Annotated in this window: 23 protein-coding genes; all 23 read left to right on the top strand. The window is 53.3% G+C overall.

Annotated features, from left to right (window positions below; all coding sequences use genetic code 11):
- Window positions 1-7 precede the first annotated feature (7 nt).
- The 23 genes from wcaA (at window position 8) to M8013_RS15550 (ending at window position 25,181) form a co-directional block, all read left to right on the top strand.
- Window positions 8-847, top strand: coding sequence for a colanic acid biosynthesis glycosyltransferase WcaA (wcaA, locus tag M8013_RS15660; RefSeq protein ID WP_271268715.1), 840 nt, complete (start codon window positions 8-10; stop codon window positions 845-847).
- A gap of 2 nt (window positions 848-849) precedes the next feature.
- A complete protein-coding gene (wcaB, locus tag M8013_RS15655; RefSeq protein WP_271269101.1) occupies window positions 850-1,338 on the top strand; it encodes a colanic acid biosynthesis acetyltransferase WcaB in 489 nt (162 codons plus the stop codon).
- On the top strand, window positions 1,335-2,552 hold the full coding sequence (wcaC, locus tag M8013_RS15650; protein ID WP_271268714.1) for a colanic acid biosynthesis glycosyltransferase WcaC: 1,218 nt from the start codon (window positions 1,335-1,337) through the stop codon (window positions 2,550-2,552). Before wcaB ends, wcaC begins: the two co-directional genes overlap by 4 nt.
- On the top strand, window positions 2,527-3,747 hold the full coding sequence (gene wcaD, locus M8013_RS15645; protein WP_271268713.1) for a colanic acid polymerase WcaD: 1,221 nt from the start codon (window positions 2,527-2,529) through the stop codon (window positions 3,745-3,747). Before wcaC ends, wcaD begins: the two co-directional genes overlap by 26 nt.
- A gap of 11 nt (window positions 3,748-3,758) precedes the next feature.
- Complete coding sequence (gene wcaE / locus M8013_RS15640) at window positions 3,759-4,505, top strand: colanic acid biosynthesis glycosyltransferase WcaE (protein WP_271268712.1); 747 nt, start codon at window positions 3,759-3,761, stop codon at window positions 4,503-4,505.
- 15 nt (window positions 4,506-4,520) lie between these two features.
- On the top strand, window positions 4,521-5,069 hold the full coding sequence (wcaF, locus tag M8013_RS15635) for a colanic acid biosynthesis acetyltransferase WcaF (protein WP_271268711.1): 549 nt from the start codon (window positions 4,521-4,523) through the stop codon (window positions 5,067-5,069).
- A 26-nt stretch (window positions 5,070-5,095) separates the two neighbouring features.
- Window positions 5,096-6,217: a GDP-mannose 4,6-dehydratase gene (gmd, locus tag M8013_RS15630; protein WP_271268710.1), complete on the top strand. Its 1,122-nt coding sequence runs from the start codon at window positions 5,096-5,098 to the stop codon at window positions 6,215-6,217.
- A gap of 2 nt (window positions 6,218-6,219) precedes the next feature.
- Entirely contained in the window at window positions 6,220-7,185 is a 966-nt protein-coding gene (fcl, locus tag M8013_RS15625) for a GDP-L-fucose synthase (protein ID WP_271268709.1), read from the top strand.
- Between the two features lie 2 nt (window positions 7,186-7,187).
- The gene (locus M8013_RS15620; protein ID WP_271268708.1) at window positions 7,188-7,661 is read left to right on the top strand and encodes a GDP-mannose mannosyl hydrolase; all 474 of its coding nucleotides are present in this window, start codon (window positions 7,188-7,190) and stop codon (window positions 7,659-7,661) included.
- Window positions 7,658-8,881, top strand: a complete 1,224-nt coding sequence (gene wcaI, locus M8013_RS15615; protein ID WP_271268707.1) for a colanic acid biosynthesis fucosyltransferase WcaI — start codon at window positions 7,658-7,660, stop codon at window positions 8,879-8,881. The genes M8013_RS15620 and wcaI overlap by 4 nt, the downstream gene beginning before the upstream one ends.
- 3 nt (window positions 8,882-8,884) lie before the next feature.
- Window positions 8,885-10,321, top strand: coding sequence for a mannose-1-phosphate guanyltransferase (gene cpsB / locus M8013_RS15610; RefSeq protein ID WP_271268706.1), 1,437 nt, complete (start codon window positions 8,885-8,887; stop codon window positions 10,319-10,321).
- A 190-nt stretch (window positions 10,322-10,511) separates the two neighbouring features.
- Window positions 10,512-11,882, top strand: coding sequence for a colanic acid biosynthesis phosphomannomutase CpsG (cpsG, locus tag M8013_RS15605; protein WP_271269100.1), 1,371 nt, complete (start codon window positions 10,512-10,514; stop codon window positions 11,880-11,882).
- Between the two features lie 49 nt (window positions 11,883-11,931).
- Window positions 11,932-13,326 (top strand): undecaprenyl-phosphate glucose phosphotransferase, encoded by a 1,395-nt coding sequence (gene wcaJ, locus M8013_RS15600; protein WP_271268705.1) that lies wholly within the window; start codon window positions 11,932-11,934, stop codon window positions 13,324-13,326.
- Between the two features lies 1 nt (window position 13,327).
- Window positions 13,328-14,806 carry a colanic acid undecaprenyl disphosphate flippase WzxC gene (gene wzxC, locus M8013_RS15595; protein WP_271268704.1) on the top strand — a complete coding sequence of 493 codons (1,479 nt, stop codon included), beginning with the start codon at window positions 13,328-13,330 and terminating at the stop codon, window positions 14,804-14,806.
- A gap of 15 nt (window positions 14,807-14,821) precedes the next feature.
- A complete protein-coding gene (gene wcaK / locus M8013_RS15590) occupies window positions 14,822-16,102 on the top strand; it encodes a colanic acid biosynthesis pyruvyl transferase WcaK (protein WP_271269099.1) in 1,281 nt (426 codons plus the stop codon).
- Complete coding sequence (wcaL, locus tag M8013_RS15585; protein ID WP_271268703.1) at window positions 16,099-17,319, top strand: colanic acid biosynthesis glycosyltransferase WcaL; 1,221 nt, start codon at window positions 16,099-16,101, stop codon at window positions 17,317-17,319. Before wcaK ends, wcaL begins: the two co-directional genes overlap by 4 nt.
- 11 nt (window positions 17,320-17,330) lie before the next feature.
- Window positions 17,331-18,716, top strand: a complete 1,386-nt coding sequence (gene wcaM, locus M8013_RS15580) for a colanic acid biosynthesis protein WcaM (protein WP_271268702.1) — start codon at window positions 17,331-17,333, stop codon at window positions 18,714-18,716.
- A 179-nt stretch (window positions 18,717-18,895) separates the two neighbouring features.
- On the top strand, window positions 18,896-19,792 hold the full coding sequence (galF, locus tag M8013_RS15575; protein ID WP_271268701.1) for a GalU regulator GalF: 897 nt from the start codon (window positions 18,896-18,898) through the stop codon (window positions 19,790-19,792).
- A 372-nt stretch (window positions 19,793-20,164) separates the two neighbouring features.
- Window positions 20,165-21,250, top strand: a complete 1,086-nt coding sequence (gene rfbB / locus M8013_RS15570) for a dTDP-glucose 4,6-dehydratase (protein WP_271268700.1) — start codon at window positions 20,165-20,167, stop codon at window positions 21,248-21,250.
- Entirely contained in the window at window positions 21,250-21,399 is a 150-nt protein-coding gene (locus M8013_RS15565; RefSeq protein ID WP_271268699.1) for a hypothetical protein, read from the top strand. The genes rfbB and M8013_RS15565 overlap by 1 nt, the downstream gene beginning before the upstream one ends.
- Before the next feature lie 164 nt (window positions 21,400-21,563).
- A complete protein-coding gene (rffA, locus tag M8013_RS15560) occupies window positions 21,564-22,688 on the top strand; it encodes a dTDP-4-amino-4,6-dideoxygalactose transaminase (RefSeq protein ID WP_271268698.1) in 1,125 nt (374 codons plus the stop codon).
- A gap of 37 nt (window positions 22,689-22,725) precedes the next feature.
- The gene (locus M8013_RS15555; RefSeq protein WP_271268697.1) at window positions 22,726-24,252 is read left to right on the top strand and encodes a lipopolysaccharide biosynthesis protein; all 1,527 of its coding nucleotides are present in this window, start codon (window positions 22,726-22,728) and stop codon (window positions 24,250-24,252) included.
- Window positions 24,252-25,181, top strand: coding sequence for a WavQ (locus M8013_RS15550; protein WP_271268696.1), 930 nt, complete (start codon window positions 24,252-24,254; stop codon window positions 25,179-25,181). Before M8013_RS15555 ends, M8013_RS15550 begins: the two co-directional genes overlap by 1 nt.
- Window positions 25,182-25,191: the final 10 nt, after the last annotated feature.

Here is a 25,191-nt window from a genome sequence, read left to right as displayed (position 1 = left end):
GAACACCATGACAACACGTCCTTTGATTTCTATTTATATGCCGACATGGAACCGTCAGCAGCTGGCGATCCGCGCGATAAAATCGGTTTTGCGCCAGGACTACGACCACTGGGAATTGATCATCGTTGACGACTGCTCGGCCTCGTATGAGCAACTGCAGCAGTTCGTCGAGGGGCTGAACGATCCGCGCGTTAAATACACCCACAACCCGATCAATTCCGGGGCCTGTGCGGTGCGCAATCAGGCCATCATGCAGGCCAGCGGCCAGTATCTGACCGGCATTGACGACGACGACGAGTGGACGCCGAACCGACTGTCGATTTTCCTCGCGAATCAGCACCAGCTGGTGACCCACGCGTTCCTGTATGCCAACGACTATGTCTGCGAGGGCGAAGTCTATTCCCAGCCCGCCAGCCTGCCGCTGTACCCCAAGTCGCCTTACTCGCGCCGTCTGTTCTACAAGCGCAACATCATTGGCAACCAGGTGTTCAGCTGGGCATGGCGCTTTAAAGAGAGCCTGTTCGATACCGAACTGAAGGCCGCCCAGGATTACGACATTTTCCTGCGGATGGTGATGGAGAACGGCGAGCCGTGGAAAGTGGACGAGGCAACGCAGATCCTGCACATCAACCACGGCGAGATGCAGATCACCTCTTCGCCGAAGAAGTTTTCCGGCTACTTCCATTTTTATCGCAAACATAAAGACAAGTTTGACCGTGCCAGCCGCAAGTATCAGCTGTTTACGCTGTATCAAATCCGCAACAAGCGGATGAACTGGCGCACCTTGTTAACGCTGCTTTCAGTGCGAAACGGTAAACGTCTGGCTGACGGACTGCGGGGGAAATAATGCTGCTGGAAGATTGTCGTGCCAACAGCTGGAGCCTGCGCCCGTGTTGCATGGTTCTGAGCTACCGCATCGCCCACTTCTGCTCGGTGTGGCGCAAAAAAAACGTGCTCAACAATCTGTGGGCGGCCCCGGTACTGGTGCTGTACCGCATCATCACCGAGTGCTTTTTCGGCTACGAAATCCAGGCCGCCGCTACCATTGGACGGCGCTTCACCATTCACCACGGCTATGCCGTGGTGATCAACAAATTCGTGGTCGCCGGGGATGATTTTGTCATCCGCCATGCGGTGACCCTCGGCAATCGCGGCGCCAACAGCCTGGCCTGCCCGCAGATCGGCAATAACGTCGAGCTGGGCGCTAACGTGGTGATGCTGGGCGATATCACCATTGGCAATAACGTCACGATTGGCGCAGGCAGCGTGGTGCTCGACAGCGTACCGGACAATGCGCTGGTGGTGGGGGAAAAGGCCCGGGTGAAGGTGATCAAATGAACATTCTGCAATTTAACGTGCGCCTCGCGGAAGGCGGGGCAGCAGGCGTGGCGCTGGATCTGCACCAGCGTGCGCTGCAGCAGGGGCTGGCGTCGCGCTTTGTCTACGGCTACGGCAAGGGCGGCAAAAAAAGCGTCAGCCACGATCGTTACCCGCAGGTGGAGAAACACACGCCGCGCCTGACCTCGGTGGCCAACATTGCCTTGTTTCGCCTGTTTAACCGCGATCTGTTCGGCAACCTTAACGGTCTGTACCGCACCGTCACCCGCACGTCGGGCCCGGTGGTGCTGCACTTTCATGTCCTGCACAGCTACTGGCTGCGGCTTGAAGAGGTGGTGGCGTTTTGCGAAAAGGTGAACGCCCATAAGCCGGACACCACGTTCGTCTGGACCCTGCACGATCACTGGAGCGTCACCGGGCGCTGCGCCTTTACCGACGGCTGCGAAGGCTGGAAAAACAATTGCCAGAAATGCCCGACGCTCGGCAACTATCCGCCGGTGAAAGTGGACCGCGCCCACCAGCTGGTGGCCGGTAAGCGGGCGCTGTTTCGCCAGATGCTGGCGCTCGGGTGTCAGTTTATCTCCCCCAGCCAGCACGTGGCCGACGCGTTTAACAGCCTGTACGGGGCAGGGCGCTGTCGAATTATCAACAACGGCATCGACGTGGCGACGGAAGAAATTCTGGCAGAACTGACCCCGGTTGCCGTCACGCCGGGTAAACCGAAAATTGCAGTGGTGGCGCACGACCTGCGCTACGACGGCAAAACCAATCAGCAGCTGGTGCGCCAGATGATGGCGCTCGGCGACAAGATTGAGCTGCATACCTTCGGCAAGTTCTCGCCGTTTGAGGGGGCGAACGTGGTCAATCACGGCTTCGAAACCGATAAGCGCAAACTGATGAGCGCCCTCAACGGGATGGACGCGCTGGTGTTCAGCTCGAGGGTGGATAACTATCCGCTGATTTTATGCGAAGCGCTGTCGATTGGTGTGCCGGTGATCGCCACCCACAGCGATGCCGCGCGGGAAGTGCTGGAAAAGTCGGGCGGAAAAACCTTTGCGGAAAGCGAGGTGCTGCCGCTGGTGCAGCAGGCGAAAGCCGACATCGCGCAGGCGGTTTTTGGCACGACGCTTGAAGCCTTCTGCGCCCGCAGCCGCCAGGCCTACAGTGGACAACAGATGCTGGAGGAGTATGTCTCGTTCTATCAGAGTCTGTAGCTATCTGCTGCTGCCGCTCATCTATCTGCTGGTCAACGTCAAAATCGCCCAGCTCGGCGAAAGCTTCCCCATCACCATCGTCACCTTCCTGCCGCTGTTATTGCTGCTGTTTGTCGACAAGATAAGCGTCAAGAAGCTGATGATTGCGCTGGGGCTCGGCGTTGGGCTGACCGCCTTTAACTACATCTTTGGTCAGTCGCTGGATGCCAGCAAGTACGTCACCTCGACGATGCTGTTTGTCTATATCGTGATCATTATTGGCATGGTGTGGAGTATTCGCTTTAAAACCATCTCGCCGCACAATTATCGGAAGATCCTCAGGTTCTTTTATCTTGTCGTCGGAATAATTGTCACCCTGGCCGCACTGGAGATGGCGCAAATTATTTTGACCGGCGGCAGTAGCCTGATGGAAATAATTTCGAAATATCTTATTTACAGTAATAGCTATGTTCTGAACTTTATTAAGTTTGGTGGCAAGCGTACCACGGCGCTCTATTTTGAACCGGCGTTCTTCGCTCTGGCGTTAATCTCAATTTGGCTCAGCATCAAACAGTTTGGTATCAAAACCCCCAAAACCGATGGTATGATTCTCGCAGGCATAGTGCTGTCAGGTTCGTTCTCCGGGGTAATGACCTTTATTCTGTTTTACCTTCTGGAGTGGGCGTTTCAGTATCTCAATAAAGAGGCCATCAAGAAAAAGTTACCGCTGGCAATTATTTCATTATCCGTATTTTTGGTAGGGATAGTGTTTGCGTTCCCGTATATATCCGAACGTCTGGGTGATTTGGGTACGGAAGGATCGTCATCGTATTATCGTATAATTGGTCCGTTAGTGATGGTCGGTTATTCCTTGACCCATATTGATGGCGTAGTCAGATTCGGCTCACTTTATGAATATGTTGCATCATTCGGAATCTTTAACGGTGCGGACGTCGGGAAAACAATAGACAATGGCCTGTATCTGCTGATTATTTATTTCTCGTGGTTTGCGGTGTTATTAACCGGCTGGTATCTGACGAAAGTATTTAAAATGACCATTAGTGCCTTTGGCGATAATCAGAATTTTCGCGTGCAGCTTTATCTTTTTACGCCGGTGTCACTGTTTTTTACCGGCTCAATATTTAGCCCGGAATATGCATTTTTAATCGTATGCCCGTTTATTTTGCGCAAGGCGCTGAATATTACGCATTCATAACGAGGTGGTTTATGTTACTTAGCGTCATTACGGTTGCCTTTCGTAACTACGAAGGAGTGGTCAATACCTGGCGGTCACTGCGCAATCTGGCACGCGATCCCAGCCTCCGTTTTGAATGGATTGTGGTCGATGGCGGCTCTGACGACGGCACCGCTGAGTTTCTCGAAAAACTGAACGGTGAGTTCAACTTACGCTACGTCAGCGAGAAAGACCGCGGCATTTACGATGCAATGAACAAAGGGGTGGCGATGGCGCAGGGGCGCTACGCCATCTTCCTTAACTCCGGTGATATCTTTCACGACGACGTGGCACAGACGGTTCGCCAGCTCGCCAGAAAGCCGGATAACGCCATGTACATTGGCGATGCGCTGCTCGATTTTGGCGACGGGAATAAAGTCCGCCGCGCCGCCAAACCCGGTTGGTATATTTATCACAGCCTGCCGGCCAGCCATCAGGCGATTTTCTTCCCGGTTAGCGGTTTAAAAGCGTGGCCGTACGACCTGCAATATAAAGTGTCATCGGATTACGCCCTGGCGGCCAGGCTGTATAAAGCCGGTTATCCGTTTAAGCGCATTGACGGACTGGTGTCCGAATTCTCAATGGGCGGGGTGTCAACCTCGAATAATCTTGAATTGTGCCAGGATGCAAAAAAAGTGCAGCGTGAAATATTACGCGTGCCGGGCTTCTGGGCGGAATTGTCTTATTTATTACGTCTGAGAACGACAGGCAAAACGAAAACCTTATATAACAAAGTCTGAATATAAGGAAAGACGATGCAGGAATTAAACGGCTTCGCGGTACCGAAAGGATTTCGCGGGGCAGGTGGGATTAAAGTTCAAATCTGGTGGGCGGTGCAGGCAACGTTATTCGCCTGGTCGCCGCAAATAGCCTATCGCTGGCGCGCTTTTTTATTACGTCTGTTTGGCGCAAAAATAGGAAAAAACGCAGTAATACGACCGTCAGTCAAAATTACCTATCCGTGGAAATTAACCCTTGGTGATTACGCCTGGGTGGGCGATGACGCGGTGCTGTATACGCTGGGTGAGATTACGATTGGTGCCAATGCGGTGGTGTCGCAGAAATGCTACCTCTGCACCGGCAGCCACGATTATATGAGTCAACATTTTGATATTAATGCGCAGCCGATCGTAATTGGCGAAAAATGCTGGCTGGCAACGGATGTATTTGTTGCCCCCGGCGTCGCAATTGGCGAGGGTACCGTTATCGGTGCGCGCAGCAGTGTTTTTAAATCGCTACCGGCAAATACGCTTTGCCGTGGCAATCCCGCAGTGGTGATACGCGAACGCGTTGAAACTGAATAACTTCGATAAGTCTGGAGAAAATAAACATGTCTAAAGTCGCTCTCATCACCGGCGTAACCGGACAGGATGGTTCTTACCTGGCGGAACTCCTGCTGGAAAAAGGCTATGAAGTGCACGGAATCAAACGTCGTGCCTCTTCCTTCAATACCGAGCGCGTGGATCATATCTATCAGGATCCACACGCAGCAAACCCGAAATTCCACCTGCACTATGGCGATCTGACCGACAGCTCCAACCTGACCCGTATTCTGCAGGAAGTGCAGCCGGATGAGGTCTACAACCTGGGCGCCATGAGCCACGTTGCGGTCTCCTTCGAATCGCCGGAATACACCGCCGATGTGGATGCGATGGGTACCCTGCGTCTGCTGGAGGCAATCCGCTTCCTCGGTCTGGAGAAGAAAACCCGTTTCTATCAGGCATCGACGTCAGAGCTGTACGGTCTGGTGCAGGAAACGCCGCAGAAAGAGACCACCCCATTCTACCCGCGCTCGCCGTATGCGGTCGCCAAACTGTACGCCTACTGGATCACCGTTAACTACCGTGAATCCTACGGTATGTACGCTTGCAACGGCATTCTGTTTAACCACGAATCCCCGCGCCGTGGCGAAACCTTCGTGACCCGCAAAATCACCCGTGCGATCGCCAACATCGCCCAGGGTCTGGAGAAGAAACTGCACCTCGGCAACATGGATTCCCTGCGCGACTGGGGCCATGCCAAAGACTACGTGAAGATGCAGTGGATGATGCTGCAGCAGGAGACCCCGGACGACTTCGTTATCGCCACCGGCGTGCAGTACTCCGTGCGTCAGTTTGTCGAGATGGCCGCCGCGCAGCTGGGCATCAAACTGCGTTTTGAAGGCACCGGCGTGGACGAAAAAGGCATTGTGGTGTCGGTCACCGGTCACGATGCACCGGGCGTGAAGCCGGGTGATGTGATTATCGAAGTCGACCCGCGCTACTTCCGTCCTGCAGAAGTAGAAACCCTGCTCGGCGATCCGACCAAAGCGCACGAAAAGCTGGGCTGGAAACCGGAGATCACCCTGCAGCAGATGGTATCCGAGATGGTTGCCAACGATCTTGAAGCAGCCAAAAAGCATTCCCTGCTCAAGTCCCACGGCTACGAGGTTGCCATCGCGCTGGAGTCCTGAGAATGAGCAAACAACGTATTTTTGTCGCCGGGCATCGCGGGATGGTGGGGTCGGCGATTGTTCGCCAGCTCCAGGCCCGCGGTGACGCCGAGCTGGTGCTGTGCACCCGCGACGAACTGAACCTGCTGGATGCCAGCGCGGTACAGGCTTTTTTCGCTGAACAGCGCATCGATCAGGTGTATCTGGCGGCGGCAAAAGTGGGCGGTATTGTCGCCAACAATACCTACCCGGCAGATTTCATCTACGAAAACATGATGATCGAGAGCAACATCATTCACGCCGCGCATCTGCACAACGTGAATAAGCTGTTGTTCCTCGGATCCTCCTGCATCTACCCGAAGCTGGCGAAACAGCCAATCGCTGAGAGCGAACTGCTGCAGGGCACGCTGGAAGAGACCAACGAGCCGTATGCGATTGCCAAAATCGCCGGCATCAAACTGTGCGAATCCTATAACCGCCAGTATGGCCGGGATTATCGCTCGGTGATGCCGACTAACCTGTACGGGCCGTTTGATAATTTCCACCCAAGCAACTCCCATGTGATCCCGGCGCTGCTGCGCCGGTTCCATGAAGCGACCCTCAACAACGCGCCGGATGTGGTGGTGTGGGGCAGCGGCACGCCGATGCGCGAGTTCCTGCACGTCGACGATATGGCTGCCGCCAGCATTCACGTGATGGAGCTGGCCCGCGAGGTGTGGCAGGAGAACACCCAGCCGATGCTGTCGCACATCAACGTCGGCACCGGGGTGGACTGCACGATCCGCGAGCTGGCCCAGACTATCGCCAAGGTAGTGGGGTATCGCGGCCGGGTGGTGTTCGATGCCAGCAAGCCCGACGGCACGCCGCGCAAGCTGCTGGACGTAACCCGTCTGCATCAGCTGGGCTGGTTCCACGAGGTCTCCCTTGAACAGGGTCTGGCCAGCACCTGGCAGTGGTTCCTCGAAAATCAGCACCGCTACCGGGGGTAGACATGTTTTTAAGTCAGGAAGATTTTGCCACGGTAGTACGCGCCACGCCGCTTATCTCCATCGATTTGATTGTGGAGAATGAACGCGGCGAGTGCCTGTTCGGGCAGCGCACCAACCGTCCGGCGCAGGGCTACTGGTTCGTCCCCGGCGGACGGGTGCAGAAAGACGAGACGCTGGAAGCGGCGTTTGAACGCCTGACGCTGGCGGAGCTGGGGCTGCGCTTGCCAATGGCTGCGGGCCAGTTTTACGGCGTCTGGCAGCACTTCTATGACGACAACTTCTCCGGCAGCGATTTCTCCACCCACTACGTGGTGCTCGGGTATCGCCTGCGGGTCAATCAGGCAGACCTGCACCTGCCCGATGCCCAGCACGACGCGTACCGCTGGCTGACGCCTGAGGCGTTGCTTGCCAGCGACCACGTTCACGATAACAGCCGGGCCTATTTCCTGGATCAGACTGGGGTGCCGGGATTATGAAAATCCTAATTTACGGCATCAACTACTCGCCGGAGTTAACCGGGATCGGTAAGTACACCGGCGAAATGGTGGAGTGGATGGCGAGCCAGGGTCATGAGGTGCGGGTCATTACCGCCCCACCTTACTACCCCGAGTGGAAAGTGGGTGAGCGTTACTCCAGCTGGCGCTATCGCCGTGAGCAGGGGGCCGCCACCGTCTGGCGCTGCCCGCTGTACGTGCCAAAGCAACCTTCAACGCTGAAACGGCTGATCCACCTGGGCAGCTTTGCCCTGAGCAGCTTCTTCCCGCTGATGGCCCAGCGCCGCTGGAAGCCCGATCGCATTATCGGCGTGGTGCCGACGCTGTTTTGCACCCCAGGCATGCGCCTGCTGGGCAAGCTCACCGGCGCGCGCACCCTGCTGCATATTCAGGATTATGAAGTGGACGCCATGCTCGGACTGGGGATGGCGGGCAAAGGCAAGGGCGGCAAGGTGGCGAAACTGGCCAGCGCCTTTGAGCGCAGCGGCCTGCACAACGTCGACTACGTTTCGACCATCTCGCGCTCGATGATGAACAAAGCGCAGGAGAAGGGCGTGGCGGCGGAAAAAGTGATCTTCTTCCCCAACTGGTCCGAAGTGGCGCGTTTTCGCGACGTCACGCCTGCCGATGCGGCAGTGCTGCGCGCGCAGTTGGGGCTTACCGACGCGCAAAAAATCATTCTCTACTCCGGCAACATCGGCGAGAAGCAGGGCCTGGAGAACGTGATTGAAGCCGCCGCACAGCTCCGTGATAAGCCCTGGCAGTTTGTGATTGTCGGCCAGGGCGGCGGCAAAGCGCGGCTGGAAAAAATGGCCCGCGAGTGCGGCCTGCACAACATTCAGTTTTTCCCGCTGCAGTCTTACGACGCCTTACCGGCGCTGCTGAAGATGGCCGACTGCCATCTGGTGGTGCAAAAGCGCGGCGCGGCGGATGCGGTATTGCCCTCCAAGCTGACCAACATTCTGGCGGTGGGCGGTAATGCGGTGATCACTGCTGAAGCCCACACCGAGCTGGGCCAGCTGTGTAGCGACCTGCCGGGGATCGCGGTATGCGTGGAGCCGGAATCGGTACCCGCGCTGGTCGCCGGTATAGAACATGCCCTCACGATGCCCGCGCAAAACGCCGTGGCGCGTGAGTACGCCGAACGCACGCTCGAGAAAGAGAACGTGCTGAGCCAGTTTATTGCAGATATACGGGAATAAGTCATGAGTCAAAATACGTTGTACCCGGTAGTGATGGCGGGTGGCTCCGGTAGCCGTTTATGGCCGCTGTCCCGCGTGCTTTATCCAAAACAGTTCCTCTGCCTGAAAGGGGAACTCACGATGCTGCAGACCACGGTCTCTCGCCTGAACGGTGTGCTGTGCGAAAGCCCGGTGGTGATCTGCAATGAGCAGCACCGCTTTATCGTCGCCGAGCAGCTGCGTCAGCTGAACAAACTGACCGAAAACATCATTCTGGAGCCTGCCGGGCGCAACACCGCCCCGGCGATTGCCCTCGCGGCGCTGGCGGCCCAACGCAGCAGCCCGGATTGCGATCCGCTGATGCTGGTGCTGGCCGCTGACCACGTTATTCAGCAGGAAGATACCTTCCGCGAGGCGGTACGTGCAGCGATCCCGTATGCCGAAAGCGGCAAACTGGTGACCTTTGGCATCGTGCCGGATATGCCGGAAACCGGCTACGGCTACATTCGTCGCGGTGAAGTGACCCCGGGCGAGGGCGACAACATCGCCTTTGACGTGGCGCAGTTTGTCGAAAAACCGAATCTTGAAACCGCGCAGGCCTACGTTGGCAGCGGGGAGTATTACTGGAACAGCGGTATGTTCCTGTTCCGCGCCGGACGCTATCTGGAAGAGCTGCAAAAGTATCGCCCGGACATTCTGACCGCCTGCGAAAAGGCGATGGCGACCGTCGACCCGGATCTGGACTTTATCCGCGTTGATGAACAGTCCTTCCTCGCCTGCCCGGAAGAGTCGGTGGATTACGCGGTAATGGAGCGCACTGCCGATGCGGTGGTGGTACCGATGGACGCGGGCTGGAGCGACGTCGGCTCCTGGTCTTCCCTGTGGGAAATCAGCGCCCAGACGCCGGAAGGCAACGTCCATCACGGGGATGTGATCAGCCATAAAACGGAAAACAGCTACGTGTACGCCGAATCGGGGCTGGTGACCACCGTTGGGGTAAAGGATCTGGTGGTGGTGCAGACCAAAGACGCGGTGCTGATCGCCGATCGCAACGCGGTGCAGGACGTCAAAAAAATCGTTGAGCAAATCAAGGCCGAAGGCCGCCATGAGCACCACATTCACCGGGAAGTTTACCGTCCGTGGGGCAAATATGACTCTATCGACGAAGGCGAACGCTACCAGGTGAAGCGCATTACCGTGAAGCCGGGCGAGGGACTGTCGGTGCAGATGCACCATCACCGGGCCGAACACTGGGTGGTAGTGGCGGGTACCGCCAAAGTCACCATCGACGACGTGGTGACGCTGCTGGGTGAAAACGAATCGATCTACATCCCGCTGGGTGCCACTCACTGCCTGGAAAACCCGGGGAAAATCCCTCTCGATCTGATTGAAGTGCGCTCCGGCTCGTATCTGGAAGAGGACGATATAGTCCGCTTCGAAGACCGCTACGGCCGGGTATAGCGCTAACCATCATCTTTCACGTTGCAGATGCGTTGGCTTCCGTTGCGCGCCCCGGTCACTTAGTTAACTAAGCGACCGGGGATACACAACGTCGCCGCCTTCCTGCAACGCGAAATCTAATGGTTCTTGAATTTATAAAAAATATCTCCTGCCGGGAGAGGGCCAACTGTTGCCTGAAAAAGGGGTAATGATGCAAAAATTAACCTGTTTTAAAGCCTATGACATTCGCGGCAAGCTGGGCGAAGAGCTGAATGAAGATATCGCGTGGCGCATTGGCCGCGCGTACGGCGAATATCTAAAGCCGAAAACCATCGTGCTGGGTGGCGACGTGCGCCTGACAAGTGAAGCCTTAAAGCTGGCGCTGGCGAAAGGGCTGCAGGATGCCGGCGTCGACGTGCTGGACATCGGTCTTTCCGGCACCGAAGAGATCTACTTCGCCACTTTCCACCTTGGCGTGGACGGCGGAATCGAAGTGACGGCCAGCCATAATCCAATGGATTACAACGGCATGAAGCTGGTGCGCGAAGGCGCGCGGCCGATCAGCGGCGATACCGGCCTGCGCGACGTGCAGCGTCTGGCGGAAGCGAACGACTTCCCGCCGGTCGACGCAGCGAAACGCGGCAGCTATCAACAGATCAACCTGCAGCAGGCGTACATTGACCACCTGCTGGGCTACATCAATCCAGCCAACCTCACGCCGCTCAAACTGGTGATTAACTCCGGTAATGGCGCGGCAGGCCCGGTGGTGGATGCGCTGGAGGCCCGCTTTAAGGCGCTCAACCTGCCAGTGACCTTTATCAAGGTACACAACACCCCCGATGGCACCTTCCCGAACGGTATTCCGAATCCGCTGCTGCCGGAGTGTCGTGCCGATACGCGTAATGCGGTGATCGAACACGGTGCCGATATGGGCATTGCCTTTGACGGTGATTTCGACCGCTGCTTCCTGTTCGACGAGAAAGGGCAGTTTATCGAGGGTTACTACATTGTCGGCCTGCTGGCAGAAGCGTTCCTCGAAAAACACCCTGGCTCACGGATCATCCACGACCCACGCCTGGCCTGGAACACGGTGGATGTGGTCGCTGCTGCGGGTGGTACGCCGGTGATGTCGAAAACCGGGCATGCGTTTATCAAAGAGCGGATGCGCGCTGAAGACGCCATCTACGGCGGCGAGATGAGCGCCCATCACTATTTCCGTGATTTTGCCTACTGCGACAGCGGGATGATCCCGTGGCTGCTGGTCACCGAGCTGCTGTGCCAGAAGGGCCAGTCATTGGGTGAACTGGTGCGTGACCGGATGGCGGCCTTCCCGGCCAGCGGGGAGATCAACAGCACGCTGGCCGCGCCCGCCGAGGCGATTGCCCGCGTCGAGCACCACTTTGCCCTGCACGCGCTGGAAATCGATCGCACCGACGGTATCAGCATGGCGTTCCCACAGTGGCGCTTCAATCTGCGCTCATCCAACACCGAGCCGGTGGTGCGCCTGAACGTGGAATCCCGTGCGGATACCGCGCTAATGCAGGCGCGAACGCAGGACATTATGGCGCTGTTGAATCAGTAATCCTTTCTCCTCTCCCGACGGGAGGGGAGACCCTGAAACAGGAACAACGATGACAAATCTAAAAAAGCGCGAGCGAGCCAAAACGAATGCATCGTTAATCTCTATGGTGCAGCGTTTTTCTGATATCACCATCATGTTCGGCGGATTGTGGATGGTGTGTAAACTCAGCGGGCTGCCCTTCCTCTATATGCATCTGCTGATGGGGCTGATTGCGCTGGTGGTCTTCCAGATGATCGGCGGCATGACCGATTTCTACCGTTCGTGGCGTGGCGTCAAGATTGCCACCGAGCTGCAGCTGCTGCTGCAAAACTGGACCTTAAGCCTGGTGTTTAGCTTCGGGCTGGTGGCCTTTAATAACGACTTTGATAACCGCTTTGCCACCTATTTTGCCTGGTATCTGCTGACCAGCGTCGGGATGGTGGTGTGCCGGTCGCTGATCCGCTACGGCGCGGGCTGGCTGCGTAACCGGGGTTACAATACTCGCCGGGTGGCGGTGGCGGGCAGTTTGCCGGTGGGGCTGACGCTACTGGACAGCTTTCGCAAAGAGCCGTGGCTGGGGTTTGATGTGGTCGGGGTGTATCACGACGCGCAACCCGGCGGTGTGCCTGCTGAGTGGGCCGGTAACTATTCGCAGCTGGTTGATGACGCGAAAGCCGGAAAGATCCACAACGTCTATATCGCCATGCCGATGAGTGACGAAGCCCGCATCAGAACCCTGATGCGCAAACTGGCGGATACCACCTGCTCGGTGATCCTCATTCCTGATGTCTTCACTTTTAACATTCTGCACTCGCGTATTGAAGAGGTGAATGGCGTTCCGGTGGTGCCGCTGTACGACACGCCGCTGTCCGGTATCAACCGGGTACTGAAGCGCGTCGAGGACATCATCCTGTCGTCTCTGATCCTGCTGCTGATTTCGCCGGTGCTGTGCGCCATTGCGCTGGCGGTGAAGCTCACCTCTAAAGGGCCGGTGATTTTTCGCCAGACCCGCTACGGCATGGACGGTAAGCCGATCATGGTGTGGAAATTCCGCTCGATGAAGGTAATGGAAAATGCCCAGGTGGTGACTCAGGCGACGCAAAACGATCCCCGCGTTACCCGAGTGGGTAACTTCCTGCGCCGCACCTCTCTCGACGAACTGCCGCAGTTTATCAACGTACTGACCGGGGGAATGTCGATTGTTGGCCCGCGTCCGCACGCGGTGGCGCATAACGAGCAGTACCGAGCCCTGATTGAAGGCTACATGCTGCGCCACAAAGTGAAACCGGGCATTACCGGCTGGGCGCAGATCAACGGCTGGCGCGGCGAGACCGACACCCTCGAAAAAATGGAAAAACGCGTTGAGTTCGACCTGGAGTACATCCGCGAGTGGAGCGTCTGGTTCGATATCAAAATCGTTTTTCTGACCGTCTTTAAGGGCTTTGTCAACAAAGCGGCGTACTAACATGAGCTTACGTGAAAAAACCCTCAGCGGTGCCAAGTGGTCGGCGATTGCCACGGTGATCATCATCGGTCTTGGCCTGGCGCAGATGACCGTGCTGGCGCGGATTATCGACAGCCACCAGTTTGGTCTCCTGACCATTTCGCTGGTGATTATCGCCCTCGCCGATACCCTGTCGGACTTTGGCATTGCCAACTCGATTATTCAGCGCAAAGAGATCAGCCAGCTGGAACTGACCACCCTCTACTGGCTGAACGTCGGCCTCGGGGTGGTGGTGTGTGTGGCGCTGTACCTGCTGAGCGATGCAATTGCTGATGCGCTGAATAATCCGGAACTGGCACCGCTGATGCGGGCCCTGTCATTTGCCTTTATCGTGATCCCCCACGGACAGCAGTTCCGCGCCCTGATGCAGAAGGAGCTGGAGTTCAGCAAAATCGGCATAATTGAAACCACCTCGGTGCTGGCTGGATTTACGTTTACCGTGGTGAGCGCCCACTTCTGGCCGCTGGCAATGACCGCAATCCTGGGCTATCTGGTCAACAGCGCGGTGCGCACCCTGCTGTTCGGCTACTTTGGCCGCAAGATTTACCGTCCAGGCTTGCACTTCTCGCTGGCGTCGGTGGCCTCCAACCTGCGCTTTGGCGCGTGGCTGACCGCCGACAGTATCATCAATTATGTGAATACCAACCTCTCGACGCTGGTGCTGGCGCGTATGCTCGGCGCCAGCGTGGCCGGTGGCTTTAACCTGGCCTGGAACGTGGCGGTGGTGCCGCCGATGAAACTTAACCCGATTATTACCCGGGTGCTGTTCCCGGCGTTCGCCAAAATTCAGGACGATACCGAAAAGCTGCGGGTCAACTTCTACAAGCTGCTGTCGGTGGTGGGGATTATTAACTTCCCGACGCTGCTGGGGCTGATGGTGGTTTCCGGCAACCTGGTGCCGCTGGTGTTTGGTGAGAAGTGGGTCAGTATTGTCCCGGTCCTGCAGCTGCTGTGTGTGGTGGGGCTGCTGCGCTCGGTCGGCAACCCGATTGGCTCGCTGCTGATGGCGAAAGCCCGGGTTGATATCAGCTTCAAATTCAACGTCTTTAAAACCTTTCTGTTTATTCCGGCGATCGTCATCGGCGGCCTGATGGCGGGCGCGATGGGGGTGACGCTGGGCTTCCTGCTGGTGCAGGTGATCAACACCGTGTTGAGCTACTTCGTGATGATTAAACCGGTGCTGGGTTCCAGCTATCGCCAGTACATTTTGAGCCTGTGGCTGCCGTTTTACCTCTCCTTACCCACGCTTGTGCTGAGCTACGCCCTGGGCGTGGTGCTTAACGGCCATTTGCCGCTGGCGGCGCTGCTTGCCGTGCAGGTAGCGGCCGGGGTGCTGGCTTTTGCGGTGATGATTGTGCTGTCACGCAATGCGCTGGTGGTGGAGATGAAGCGCCAGTTTTGTCGCGGCGAGAAGATGAAAACACTGCTTCGCGCAGGCTAATTTTAAGAGGTCATGATGAAATTATTGATTCTGGGCAACCATACCTGCGGCAACCGCGGTGACAGTGCGATCCTGCGCGGCTTACTGGATGCGATCCACACCCTTGCGCCTGAGACCGAGGTCGATGTGATGAGCCGCTACCCGGTGAGCTCCTCCTGGCTGCTGAACCGTCCGGTGATGGGCGATCCGCTGTACAGCCAGATGAAACAGCACAATAGCGCTGCGGGCGTGGTGGGGCGGGTCAAAAAAGTGCTGCGCCGTCGCTATCAGCACCAGGTTCTGCTCTCCAGGGTGACCGACACCGGCAAGCTGCGCAATATCGCCATCGCCCAGGGCTTTACCGATTTTGTCCGTTTGCTCTCCGGCTATGACGCCATTATTCAGGTCGGCGGGTCGTTCTTTGTCGACCTGTACGGCGTGCCGCAGTTTGAGCACGCGCTATGCACCTTTATGGCGAAGAAACCGCTGTTTATGGTCGGGCACAGCGTCGGGCCGTTCCAGGATCCGCAGTTTAACCAGCTGGCGAACCATGTTTTTGGCCACTGTGATGCGCTGATCCTGCGTGAATCGGTGAGCCTGAACCTGATGCAGCGCAGCGAAATCGACACCCGTAAAGTGGAGCAGGGGGTCGACACCGCCTGGCTGGTCGATCATCAGGATGCCAGTTTTACCCCGAGCTATGCGGTGCAGCACTGGCTGAACGTCGCGGCGCAGCAGAAAACCGTCGCCATCACCCTGCGCGAACTGGCACCGTTTGATAAGCGGCTGGGCACCACCCAGGCCGCGTATGAAAAAGCCTTTGCCGAGGTGGTCAACCGGGTGCTGGCGAGCGGCTATCAGGTGCTGGCGCTCTCAACCTGTACCGGGATCGACAGCTACAACAAAGATGACCGGATGGTGGCGCTGAACCTGCGCGAGCACGTCAGCGATCCCTCTCGCTACCACGTGGTGATGGATGAACTTAACGATCTGGAGATGGGCAAACTGCTGGGCGCTTGCGAGCTGACGGTGGGCACGCGACTGCATTCAGCGATTATCTCAATGAACTTTGGCACCCCGGCGATCGCCATCAACTACGAGCACAAATCTGCCGGGATCATGCAGCAGTTGGGCATGCCGGAAATGGCGGTGGATATCCGTCATCTGCTGGATGGCTCGCTGAGCGCCACGGTGGCCGATACCCTGGGACAACTGCCTGCCATTAACGAACGGCTGGCGGTGGCGGTGAAAGCCGAGCGTGAGAACGGTATCCGGATGGTGAAATCGGTGCTGGATCGGGTCGGGGGGGATAAATGAAGGTTGGTTTCTTCTTACTGAAATTTCCGCTCTCTTCCGAAACCTTTGTTCTGAACCAGATCACCGCATTTATTGATATGGGTTATGACGTGGAGATTATTGCCCTGCAAAAGGGCGATACCCAAAATACCCACGCGGCCTGGACCCAGTACGATCTGGCCAGTAAAACCCGCTGGCTTCAGGATGAACCCCAGGGCAAGTTGGCAAAGCTGCGCTATCGTGCCCGCCAGACCTTGCGCGGGCTGCACCGGCCGGGTACCTGGCGGGCACTGAATGTCTCCCGCTATGGCGCCGAGTCGCGCAACCTGATCCTCTCTTCTATCTGCGGCCAAACGGCGCAGACCTGGCGGGCGGACGTGTTTATCGCCCACTTTGGCCCGGCAGGGGTCACCGCAGCCAAGCTGCGCGAGTTGGGCGTTATCGAGGGCAAAATCGCGACGGTGTTTCACGGGATCGATATCTCCAGCCGTGAAGTGCTGAACCATTACACCCCTGAATATCAGCAGCTGTTCCAGCGCGGCGACATGATGCTGCCGATCAGCGACCTGTGGGCCGGACGCCTGCAAACGATGGGCTGCCCGCCGGAGAAGATCGCCGTATCGCGGATGGGCGTGGACATGCAGCGTTTTTCCCCGCGCGCAGTTAAAGTGCCGGGCAAGCCGCTACAGATCATTTCTGTGGCGCGTCTGACCGAGAAAAAGGGGTTGCACGTGGCGATTGAAGCCTGCCGTCAGCTGAAAGCGCGCGGGGTGGATTTCCACTATCGCATTCTCGGGATTGGCCCCTGGGAGCGCCGGCTGCGCACCCTGATCGAACAGTACCAGTTAGAATCCTGCGTTGAGATGCCGGGGTTTAAGCCCAGCCACGAAGTGAAGGCCATGCTCGATGAAGCGGACGTGTTTTTGCTGCCGTCGATTACCGGCGCGGATGGCGATATGGAAGGCATTCCGGTGGCGCTGATGGAGGCGATGGCGGTGGGGATCCCGGTGGTCTCCACGCTGCACAGCGGTATCCCGGAGCTGATTGAAACCGATCGTTCCGGCTGGCTGGTGGCCGAGAATAACGCTGAGGCGCTGGCCGATCGGCTGGCGGCCTTTGGCGACATCGCGCACGAAGCGCTCTCGCCAGTGGTGCACAACGCGCGCCGCAAGGTGGAGACCGATTTCAATCAACAGCTGATCAACCGGCAGTTAGCCACTCTGCTGCAAACGCTTTAAACGGAGGCTGTATGCCGAAAGAAATGACACGCCGCGCATTTGTCACCACCTGCAGCGTGCTGGCGGCAGCCCCTATGGTGGGCGTGCGGGCCGCGACGGCGGGCGGTACGGTGGACATTCGCCAGTATAACCGTCGTGACTGGATCGCGGCCTTTAAGCAGGCTTTTAGCGAAGGCGACACGGTGGTGGTACCGGCCGGGTTGACCTGCGACAACATTAATACCGCCATTTTCATCCCCGAAGGCAAAACGCTGCGCATTCGTGGCGCGCTGACCGGTAACGGAAGAGGGCGGCTGGTGCTGCAGGATGGCTGCAAGGTTATCGGTGAAGGAGGGGGGCGCAGTGAAAATATCACGCTGGACGTACGCGGCTCCGACTGCGTGATCCAGGGCCTGGCGATGAGCGGCTATGGTCCGGTGACCCAGATCTACATCGGCGGCAAAAAACCGAAAGTCATGCGTAACCTGCTGATCGACAGGCTCACCGTCACGAAAGCCAACTATGCGATTTTGCGCCAGGGATTTCATACCCAGATGGATGGCGTCACCATCACTAACTGCAATTTTAGCTATCTACAGGGCGACGCCATTGAGTGGAACGTGGCGATTAACGACCGCAATATCCTGATCTCAGACCATGTTATCGATCATATCGACTGCACCAACGGCAAAATTAACTGGGGAATCGGCATCGGTCTGGCGGGGAGTACCTATGACAACACTTACCCGGAAGACCAGGCGGTAAAGAACTTTGTGGTGGCCAATATCACCGGCAGCAATTGCCGCCAGCTGGTGCATGTCGAGAACGGTAAACACTTCATTATTCGTAATGTGAAAGCGCGAAATATCACCCCGGATTTCAGCAAAAAAGCGGGGATCGATAACGCAACGGTAGCGATATATGGCTGTGATAACTTTGTTATCGATAATGTGGAGATGACCGACAGCGCGGGGATGTTAATTGGCTACGGCGTGATCAAAGGGAATTACCTGTCGATACCGCAGAATTTCCGCCTCAACGATATGCATCTGGATAACCAAAATCTCACGCGGAAATTACGCGGGATCCAGATCTCCTCCGGCAATGCGACCTCGTTTGTGTCGATTACCAATCTGGAATTGAAGCGCGCCTCTCTGGAACTGCATAATAAGCCTCAGCATCTTTTTATGCGCAATATCAAGGTGATGCAGGATGCGAGCCTCGGGCCCGCGCTGGCGCTGAATTTTGATCTGCGCAAAGATGTACGCGGTAAGTTTATGGCCAAGGACGAGACGCTGCTGTCACTGGCGAACATTAAAGCGGTTAATGAGAACGGTCAAAGTTCGGTCGATATTGACCGCATTGATCAGCATACGGTGAAGGCGGAACGGTTGAATTTTGCGCTACCGAAGCGCTGAATATCTTGCCAACGGCACTTTGCGAAGATTCCTGGAATTAATGCCGGGCGATTCGGATTGCTACTACTGTAATATGCGCAATAGCTGCGTACTATCCATTTAAGCGTTGTAGCAAATCGTGCTGGCGAAAACAGCTTTAAGAGCTATAATTCGGCAACCATTTTTAAGGTGGAAGAAACATGATTAATTTGAAAGCGGTCATTCCGGTAGCGGGTCTGGGCATGCATTTGCTCCCGGCCACAAAAGCCATTCCTAAAGAGATGCTGCCGATCGTTGACAAGCCGATGATTCAGTACATCGTCGACGAGATTGTTGCTGCAGGGATCAAAGAAATCGTTCTGGTCACCCATTCCTCAAAGAATGCGGTAGAAAACCACTTCGACACCTCCTACGAACTTGAAGCCCTTCTGGAGCAGCGCGTTAAGCGTCAGCTGCTGGCGGAAGTGCAATCGATCTGCCCGCCAGGCGTCACTATTATGAACGTACGCCAGGCGCAACCGCTGGGTCTGGGTCACTCTATTCTGTGTGCACGTCCGGTTGTGGGTGATAACCCGTTTGTGGTTGTGCTGCCGGACATTATTCTGGATAACGCCACAGCCGATCCGCTGCGTTATAACCTTGCGGCAATGGTAGCGCGTTTCAACGAAACTGGCCGCAGCCAGGTACTCGCGAAGCGCATGCACGGCGATCTGTCCGAATACTCCGTTATTCAGACCAAAGAGCCGCTCGATTCCGAAGGTAAAGTCAGCCGCATCGTTGAGTTTATCGAGAAACCGGATCAGCCGCAGACCCTCGATTCCGATCTGATGGCCGTGGGCCGTTACGTCCTGAATGCTGAGATCTGGGCAGAACTGGAAAAAACCGAGCCAGGCGCCTGGGATCGTATTCAGTTGACAGATGCTATCGCGGAAATGGCGAAGAAGCAGTCTGTAGATGCGATGCTGATGACCGGCGACAGCTACGACTGCGGTAAGAAAATCGGCTATATGCAAGCTTTTGTGCAGTACGGCCTGCGTAACCTGAAAGAAGGGCAGAAGTTCCGGGAAAGTATGAAGAAATTATTAACCAGCGAGTAATATCCGCTTGGTTGTATACGAAACGGCAGGGGGCATTCAGAGACTTTGATAGTCTGCGTGAATGCCACTGCCGTTTTTTGTTTCTAAATATATTCTTAAATTTCAGCCAGTTAACTGCTACTTTTTTGTATTGTAAGCCTGCTTTTTTCCCTTGTTTCTACAGGCATTTAATACGACAATTATTGGCTGACTTGCAGATGTACCTGCCGGCTCTTTGCTGGCATTTTACTGCAAAAAGTCCACATTCTGACCCTGCTCAGTGCTCTGGTAGCTGTTAAGCCAGGGGCGGTAGCGTGGTTGTTTTCTGGCATGGTGCTCAAATACCGTTCCTGAATTCATTATCCGATCTCTTTATTTAACGGAAATTAACGCGTGAAAATTCTTGTTACGGGTGGTGCTGGTTTTATTGGCTCTGCGGTTGTACGACATATTATTCAAAACACTCAGGATGAAGTGGTTAATGTCGATAAATTGACCTACGCCGGTAATCTGGAATCACTGGCAGAAGTGAACAGCAGCCAGCGTTACGTTTTCGAACATGCTGATATCTGCGATAAAGCGGCGATGGAACGTATTTTTGCGACGCACAAACCGGATGCGGTTATGCACCTGGCAGCAGAAAGCCACGTTGACCGCTCTATTACCGGGCCGGCTGCGTTTATCGAGACCAATATTGTCGGAACCTATGTGCTGCTCGAAGCCGCCAGAGCCTATTGGTCTACGTTGACTGCAGAGGTGAAACAGGCGTTTCGCTTCCATCACATATCCACTGACGAAGTGTATGGCGATCTGCCGCATCCTGATGAGCATTCTGCCGGTACGGTACTGCCGCTGTTTACTGAAGAAACGGCTTATGCGCCGAGCAGCCCGTATTCAGCGTCTAAAGCATCGAGCGACCACCTGGTGCGGGCATGGTTACGTACCTACGGATTCCCGACCATTGTCACTAATTGCTCCAATAACTACGGCCCTTATCACTTCCCGGAAAAATTGATCCCGCTGGTGATCCTGAACGCGCTGGACGGCAAAGCGTTGCCGATTTACGGTAAGGGCGATCAGATTCGCGACTGGCTGTACGTTGAGGATCATGCGCGTGCGTTATATACCGTGGTGACGACTGGCGTTGTGGGTGAGACCTACAACATTGGCGGCCATAATGAGAAGCAAAACCTTGAAGTGGTGCATACCATTTGCGATCTGCTTGATGAAATTGTGCCGAAAGAGGGTTCTTATCGCGATCAGATCACCTATGTGACTGACCGCCCGGGGCATGACCGCCGTTACGCCATTGATGCTGAGAAGATTAACCAGGCGCTGGGCTGGAAACCGCAGGAGACATTTGAAAGCGGGATTCGTAAAACGGTGGAATGGTATCTGGCTAACTCCCAGTGGGTTGAGAATGTGAAAAGCGGCAATTATCAGTCGTGGATTGAGCAGAATTACGGGGAACGTCAGTAATGAGTATCTTCCTGTCTGGTGAAACAGAACAGGCAGAGCGGGAACTCCTCTGTTCACTGGGCACCTCGCGTAATTATGTTGCTGTTGGTATTCACTCAACAGAAAAGTGCGGTGATTTCGAAGGGATTGCTGCGGCACGACAAGGCTGAGTGTGAAACGCATTTAAATGCCCGTTTGCGGGCATTTTCACATTAAAGAGATGATGAAATGAAAGCGTGTACAGGAACAAATAAGTCACTCTTCTAAGTTCGTTAATTTGTTATTGGCAAAAATAATACAACTGAACGTTTGAAAATTATGTTAAGGAAATACAATGATCCCGTTTAATAAACCCTACCTTGCAGGCGTTGAGTTAGATTATATTGCCGATGCTATCAAAAAAGGAAAATTGTCTGGGGATGGATACTACACCAAAAAGTGTAGTGAGTATTTTGAACAACGATATGGTTTTAAAAAAGTTTTACTGACCACATCATGTACAGATGCCCTGGAAATGGCAGCAATTCTGTTAGATATCAAGCCTGGCGATGAGGTTATCTCTCCTTCATATACATTCGTATCCACAGTCAATGCGTTTGTATTACGCGGGGCTAATATTCGTTTTGTGGATAGCGCTGAAGAACATCCTAATATTGATTATCAAGAAATTGAAAACAATATCACCAGTAAAACCAAGGCGATCATCGTCGTGCACTATGCGGGTGTAGCATGTGACATGGACAAGATCACAGCAATTTCCAAAAAGCATAATATTCCTTTGGTTGAGGATGCTGCGCAGGCGGTTGATTCCTTCTATAAAGGAAAGCCGCTTGGATCCTTTGGTGCACTATCAGCTTTTTCCTTCCATGAAACCAAAAATATCATTTCAGGAGAAGGCGGGATGCTGGTGATTAATGATGAAAATCTTATCGCCAGAGCGGAAGTTATTCGTGAAAAAGGCACTAACCGGGCATCATTTTTCCGCGGCGAAGTGAATAAATACGGATGGGTGGATATTGGCTCGTCATTTCTTCCATCTGAGTTGAATGCTGCTTATTTGTATGGACAACTTGAGAATCTGGATGATATTCAAGCCCGAAGAAAAGAAATCTGGCAGCGTTATGAATCGAATCTTAAAACTCTCCAGCAACAGGGGAAAATAGAACTTCCAGTCCTCTTCGATTACGCAACGAATAATGCACATATGTTTTACATTATTTGCAACAGCGTTGAAGATCGCTCAGGTTTAATCGAAGAACTTAAAAAACGCGGTATATACTCTGTTTTCCATTATTTATCTCTTCATAAAAGCGATTATTTCTTGCAAAACAATGATCTGATCGATCTGCCTAATAGTGATAAATTCCAGGATACATTACTTCGTTTGCCTATGTTCTACGAGTTAACTCTGGAGCAAGTGGATTATATTTGCGAAAGTATTGCTGCCTGTTTTGCATAACAAAAATGGAGGGTTGCCCTCCATTTAAAGATATAAAATGAAAATAAATAAAGATATATGGGTACTTAGTTATATCTACATCGCTCGGATATACACCGCAGTAATAGCAGTTGTGATGATTCCGTTCCTTATCAATTTTTTAGGCAACGAGTCATATGGTCTCATTGGTTATTTCGTTGTGGTGCAGGCCTGCCTGAGCATCTTTGATGCTGGAATCGGTGGTGTCCTAACAAGACAAGCCATACTAAGCAAAAACAATAAAAAAGAATTCGAGAATTTCGTCAAGATTTTTTATAAAGCAATATTGTTTTTTTTATGTATCTCGGCGGTGATCTGGTTATACGGACATTTCTTTTCAGACTCGTTGGTCGGAATGTTAAACTCGAAACTACCGACTTCAACAATTTCACAATCAATAGCATTAATGCTGATGATATTCTCTGTTAAATATATACAGGGCCCGTTTCGAAGTATATTGCTGGCTAATGAAAGACAGGTGTTGTTAACAACGATTAATGTCATTTATATGACATTGTCACAAGTCGCGGTATATTACTTCTTAATCATTAGTAATGATGGGATAGTGCTTTATTTCAAGTTGCAACTTTTATTTGCAGTTGTTAATAGCATTATGATTATTTATTTTGGCTTAAGAACCTTAACGACTATTAAAGCGCAAAGTAAAGAGTCTAACTTGAATGATGGTGAAATAGTCTCTGATAGTTTTAGAACGATTCTGTTGTTTGCTCTTCAACTTTCAGTTCTTTCTATTCTGTGGGTTTTAGTCAATCAGTCAGATAAACTTGCGTTAGCTAAATATTTACCTCTTGCTGAATATGCTCATTACACCGTGGCTATATCATTTGTGAGTATGTTGGCGGTACTGAGTGATCCGCTAAACCAGTTCCTACAACCAAGATTGACTGGGCTATTTTATAGAAAGAACTATCAATCTTATAGCAATATGTTTAATAAGAGCTTTGACTTTATATTGTTATTAACGCTGCCTTTAGCGATATTTTTGTTTTTCCATTCCAGAGAATTAGTCTACTTGTGGACGCGTGACAATGATTTGGCTGTAAGCATATCAAATTATCTTCCGTGGTTATTCATGGGAGGGGTGTTTGCGGTCTATTCTAACTTTATATTCTTAATCCTATACAGTATAGGGAAGTTAAAGTTACATACCATTGTCTATGCGGCTTTTAGTATTGTTATCGTCCCTGTAAATTTCTATATGGCCAAATATTATTTGGGAGAAGGTACCTCCCGATTCTACTTAGTAAACTCCATTTTTCTATTCGTGATGTGGGGAGGGTATGTCTTTAATAAGTTCTTCCATAAAGGACTTTACCCGATTGCATTTAAAATGGCTCCGTTGATAGTGATAAATACACTGTACTTTATGTGTTTTGACCGGGTTGATGTGAGCCCAATGATGAATGAACCTGTTTTGCTTTTCTTTTCTTTATTAGGCATTGGTATGGCAGCAGTGATTATATCTTTCTGTTATTTAATGCTTATCAATAAGATAATTAAACCTGGTGTTTTACGAGTAAATTAATGAAAATTGTTATCTGCGCTCCCACTTTCGATGAAAATAGCGGTGGAGCTATAGTGTTACATCGGCTCTGTGATATTATTAATGAGAATAAATTGGGCTCAGCTTTTATCACGCCTTTATTACCGGAGTATCTTGTTGCTGGAGGCCTGAGGAAGTTATTTAGCCAGGCGAAGTGGTTGTTAAAACTACAGCGTGAGTATCGTGTTAATAGTAGCTGGAATACACCAATAATCACCAGGCAGCAGATTGCAGACGATTATATTGTCATTTATCCAGAAATTGTATTGGGTAATCCTTTAGGTGCAAATAATGTCGTGCGATGGTTCCTTCATCAGCCAGGTTTCCATACTGGTAAATTTGATTACGGACGTAATGAACTGTACTTTAAATTCAATACGGCAATCGATGATTTCGAAAATGAAGGCTCCACTCTTTCTACTAATGAAATGAAAATTATCTTTTATCCGCTAGATATTTATAAGAAAGATGATGAAGTCATTAGAGATATTGAGTGTTGTCACATGATTCGAAAAGGTGGTTATAAGAAGAAAGTTCATCCAGAAAATTCAGTTTGTGTAGATGGGCTTAATCATAAAGAAACAGCTGATATATTTAAGCGATCTCAAAAGTTCATTTGCTATGATGATTATACTGCCTATTCACTATTTGCAGTATTAAGCGGCTGTGCATCCTACGTTGTCCCGGGTGACGATGTAACGATCGAGCAGTGGTACCCAAATGTTGAAGATCGATATGGGCTTTCTTATGGATTTAGTGATGCCCAGCAACTGTGGGCAAATAGCACTAAGGATAGGGTAGAACAACATCTGATCAAAGAGCATGAGTTAAGCGTTGAGCGTGTTAGAAGGTGTCTTGAAGAAATGAAATTATTCTTCAGTAAAACACTCGATAACAATAAGACTCTATAACTCTGGATTA

The organism is Silvania confinis, from assembly GCF_025564085.1.
GTDB classification, from domain to species: Bacteria; Pseudomonadota; Gammaproteobacteria; order Enterobacterales; family Enterobacteriaceae; genus Enterobacter; species Enterobacter confinis.
Note: the sequence above shows the minus strand (reverse complement) of the source record. Positions and strands in the feature narration are given on the sequence as shown.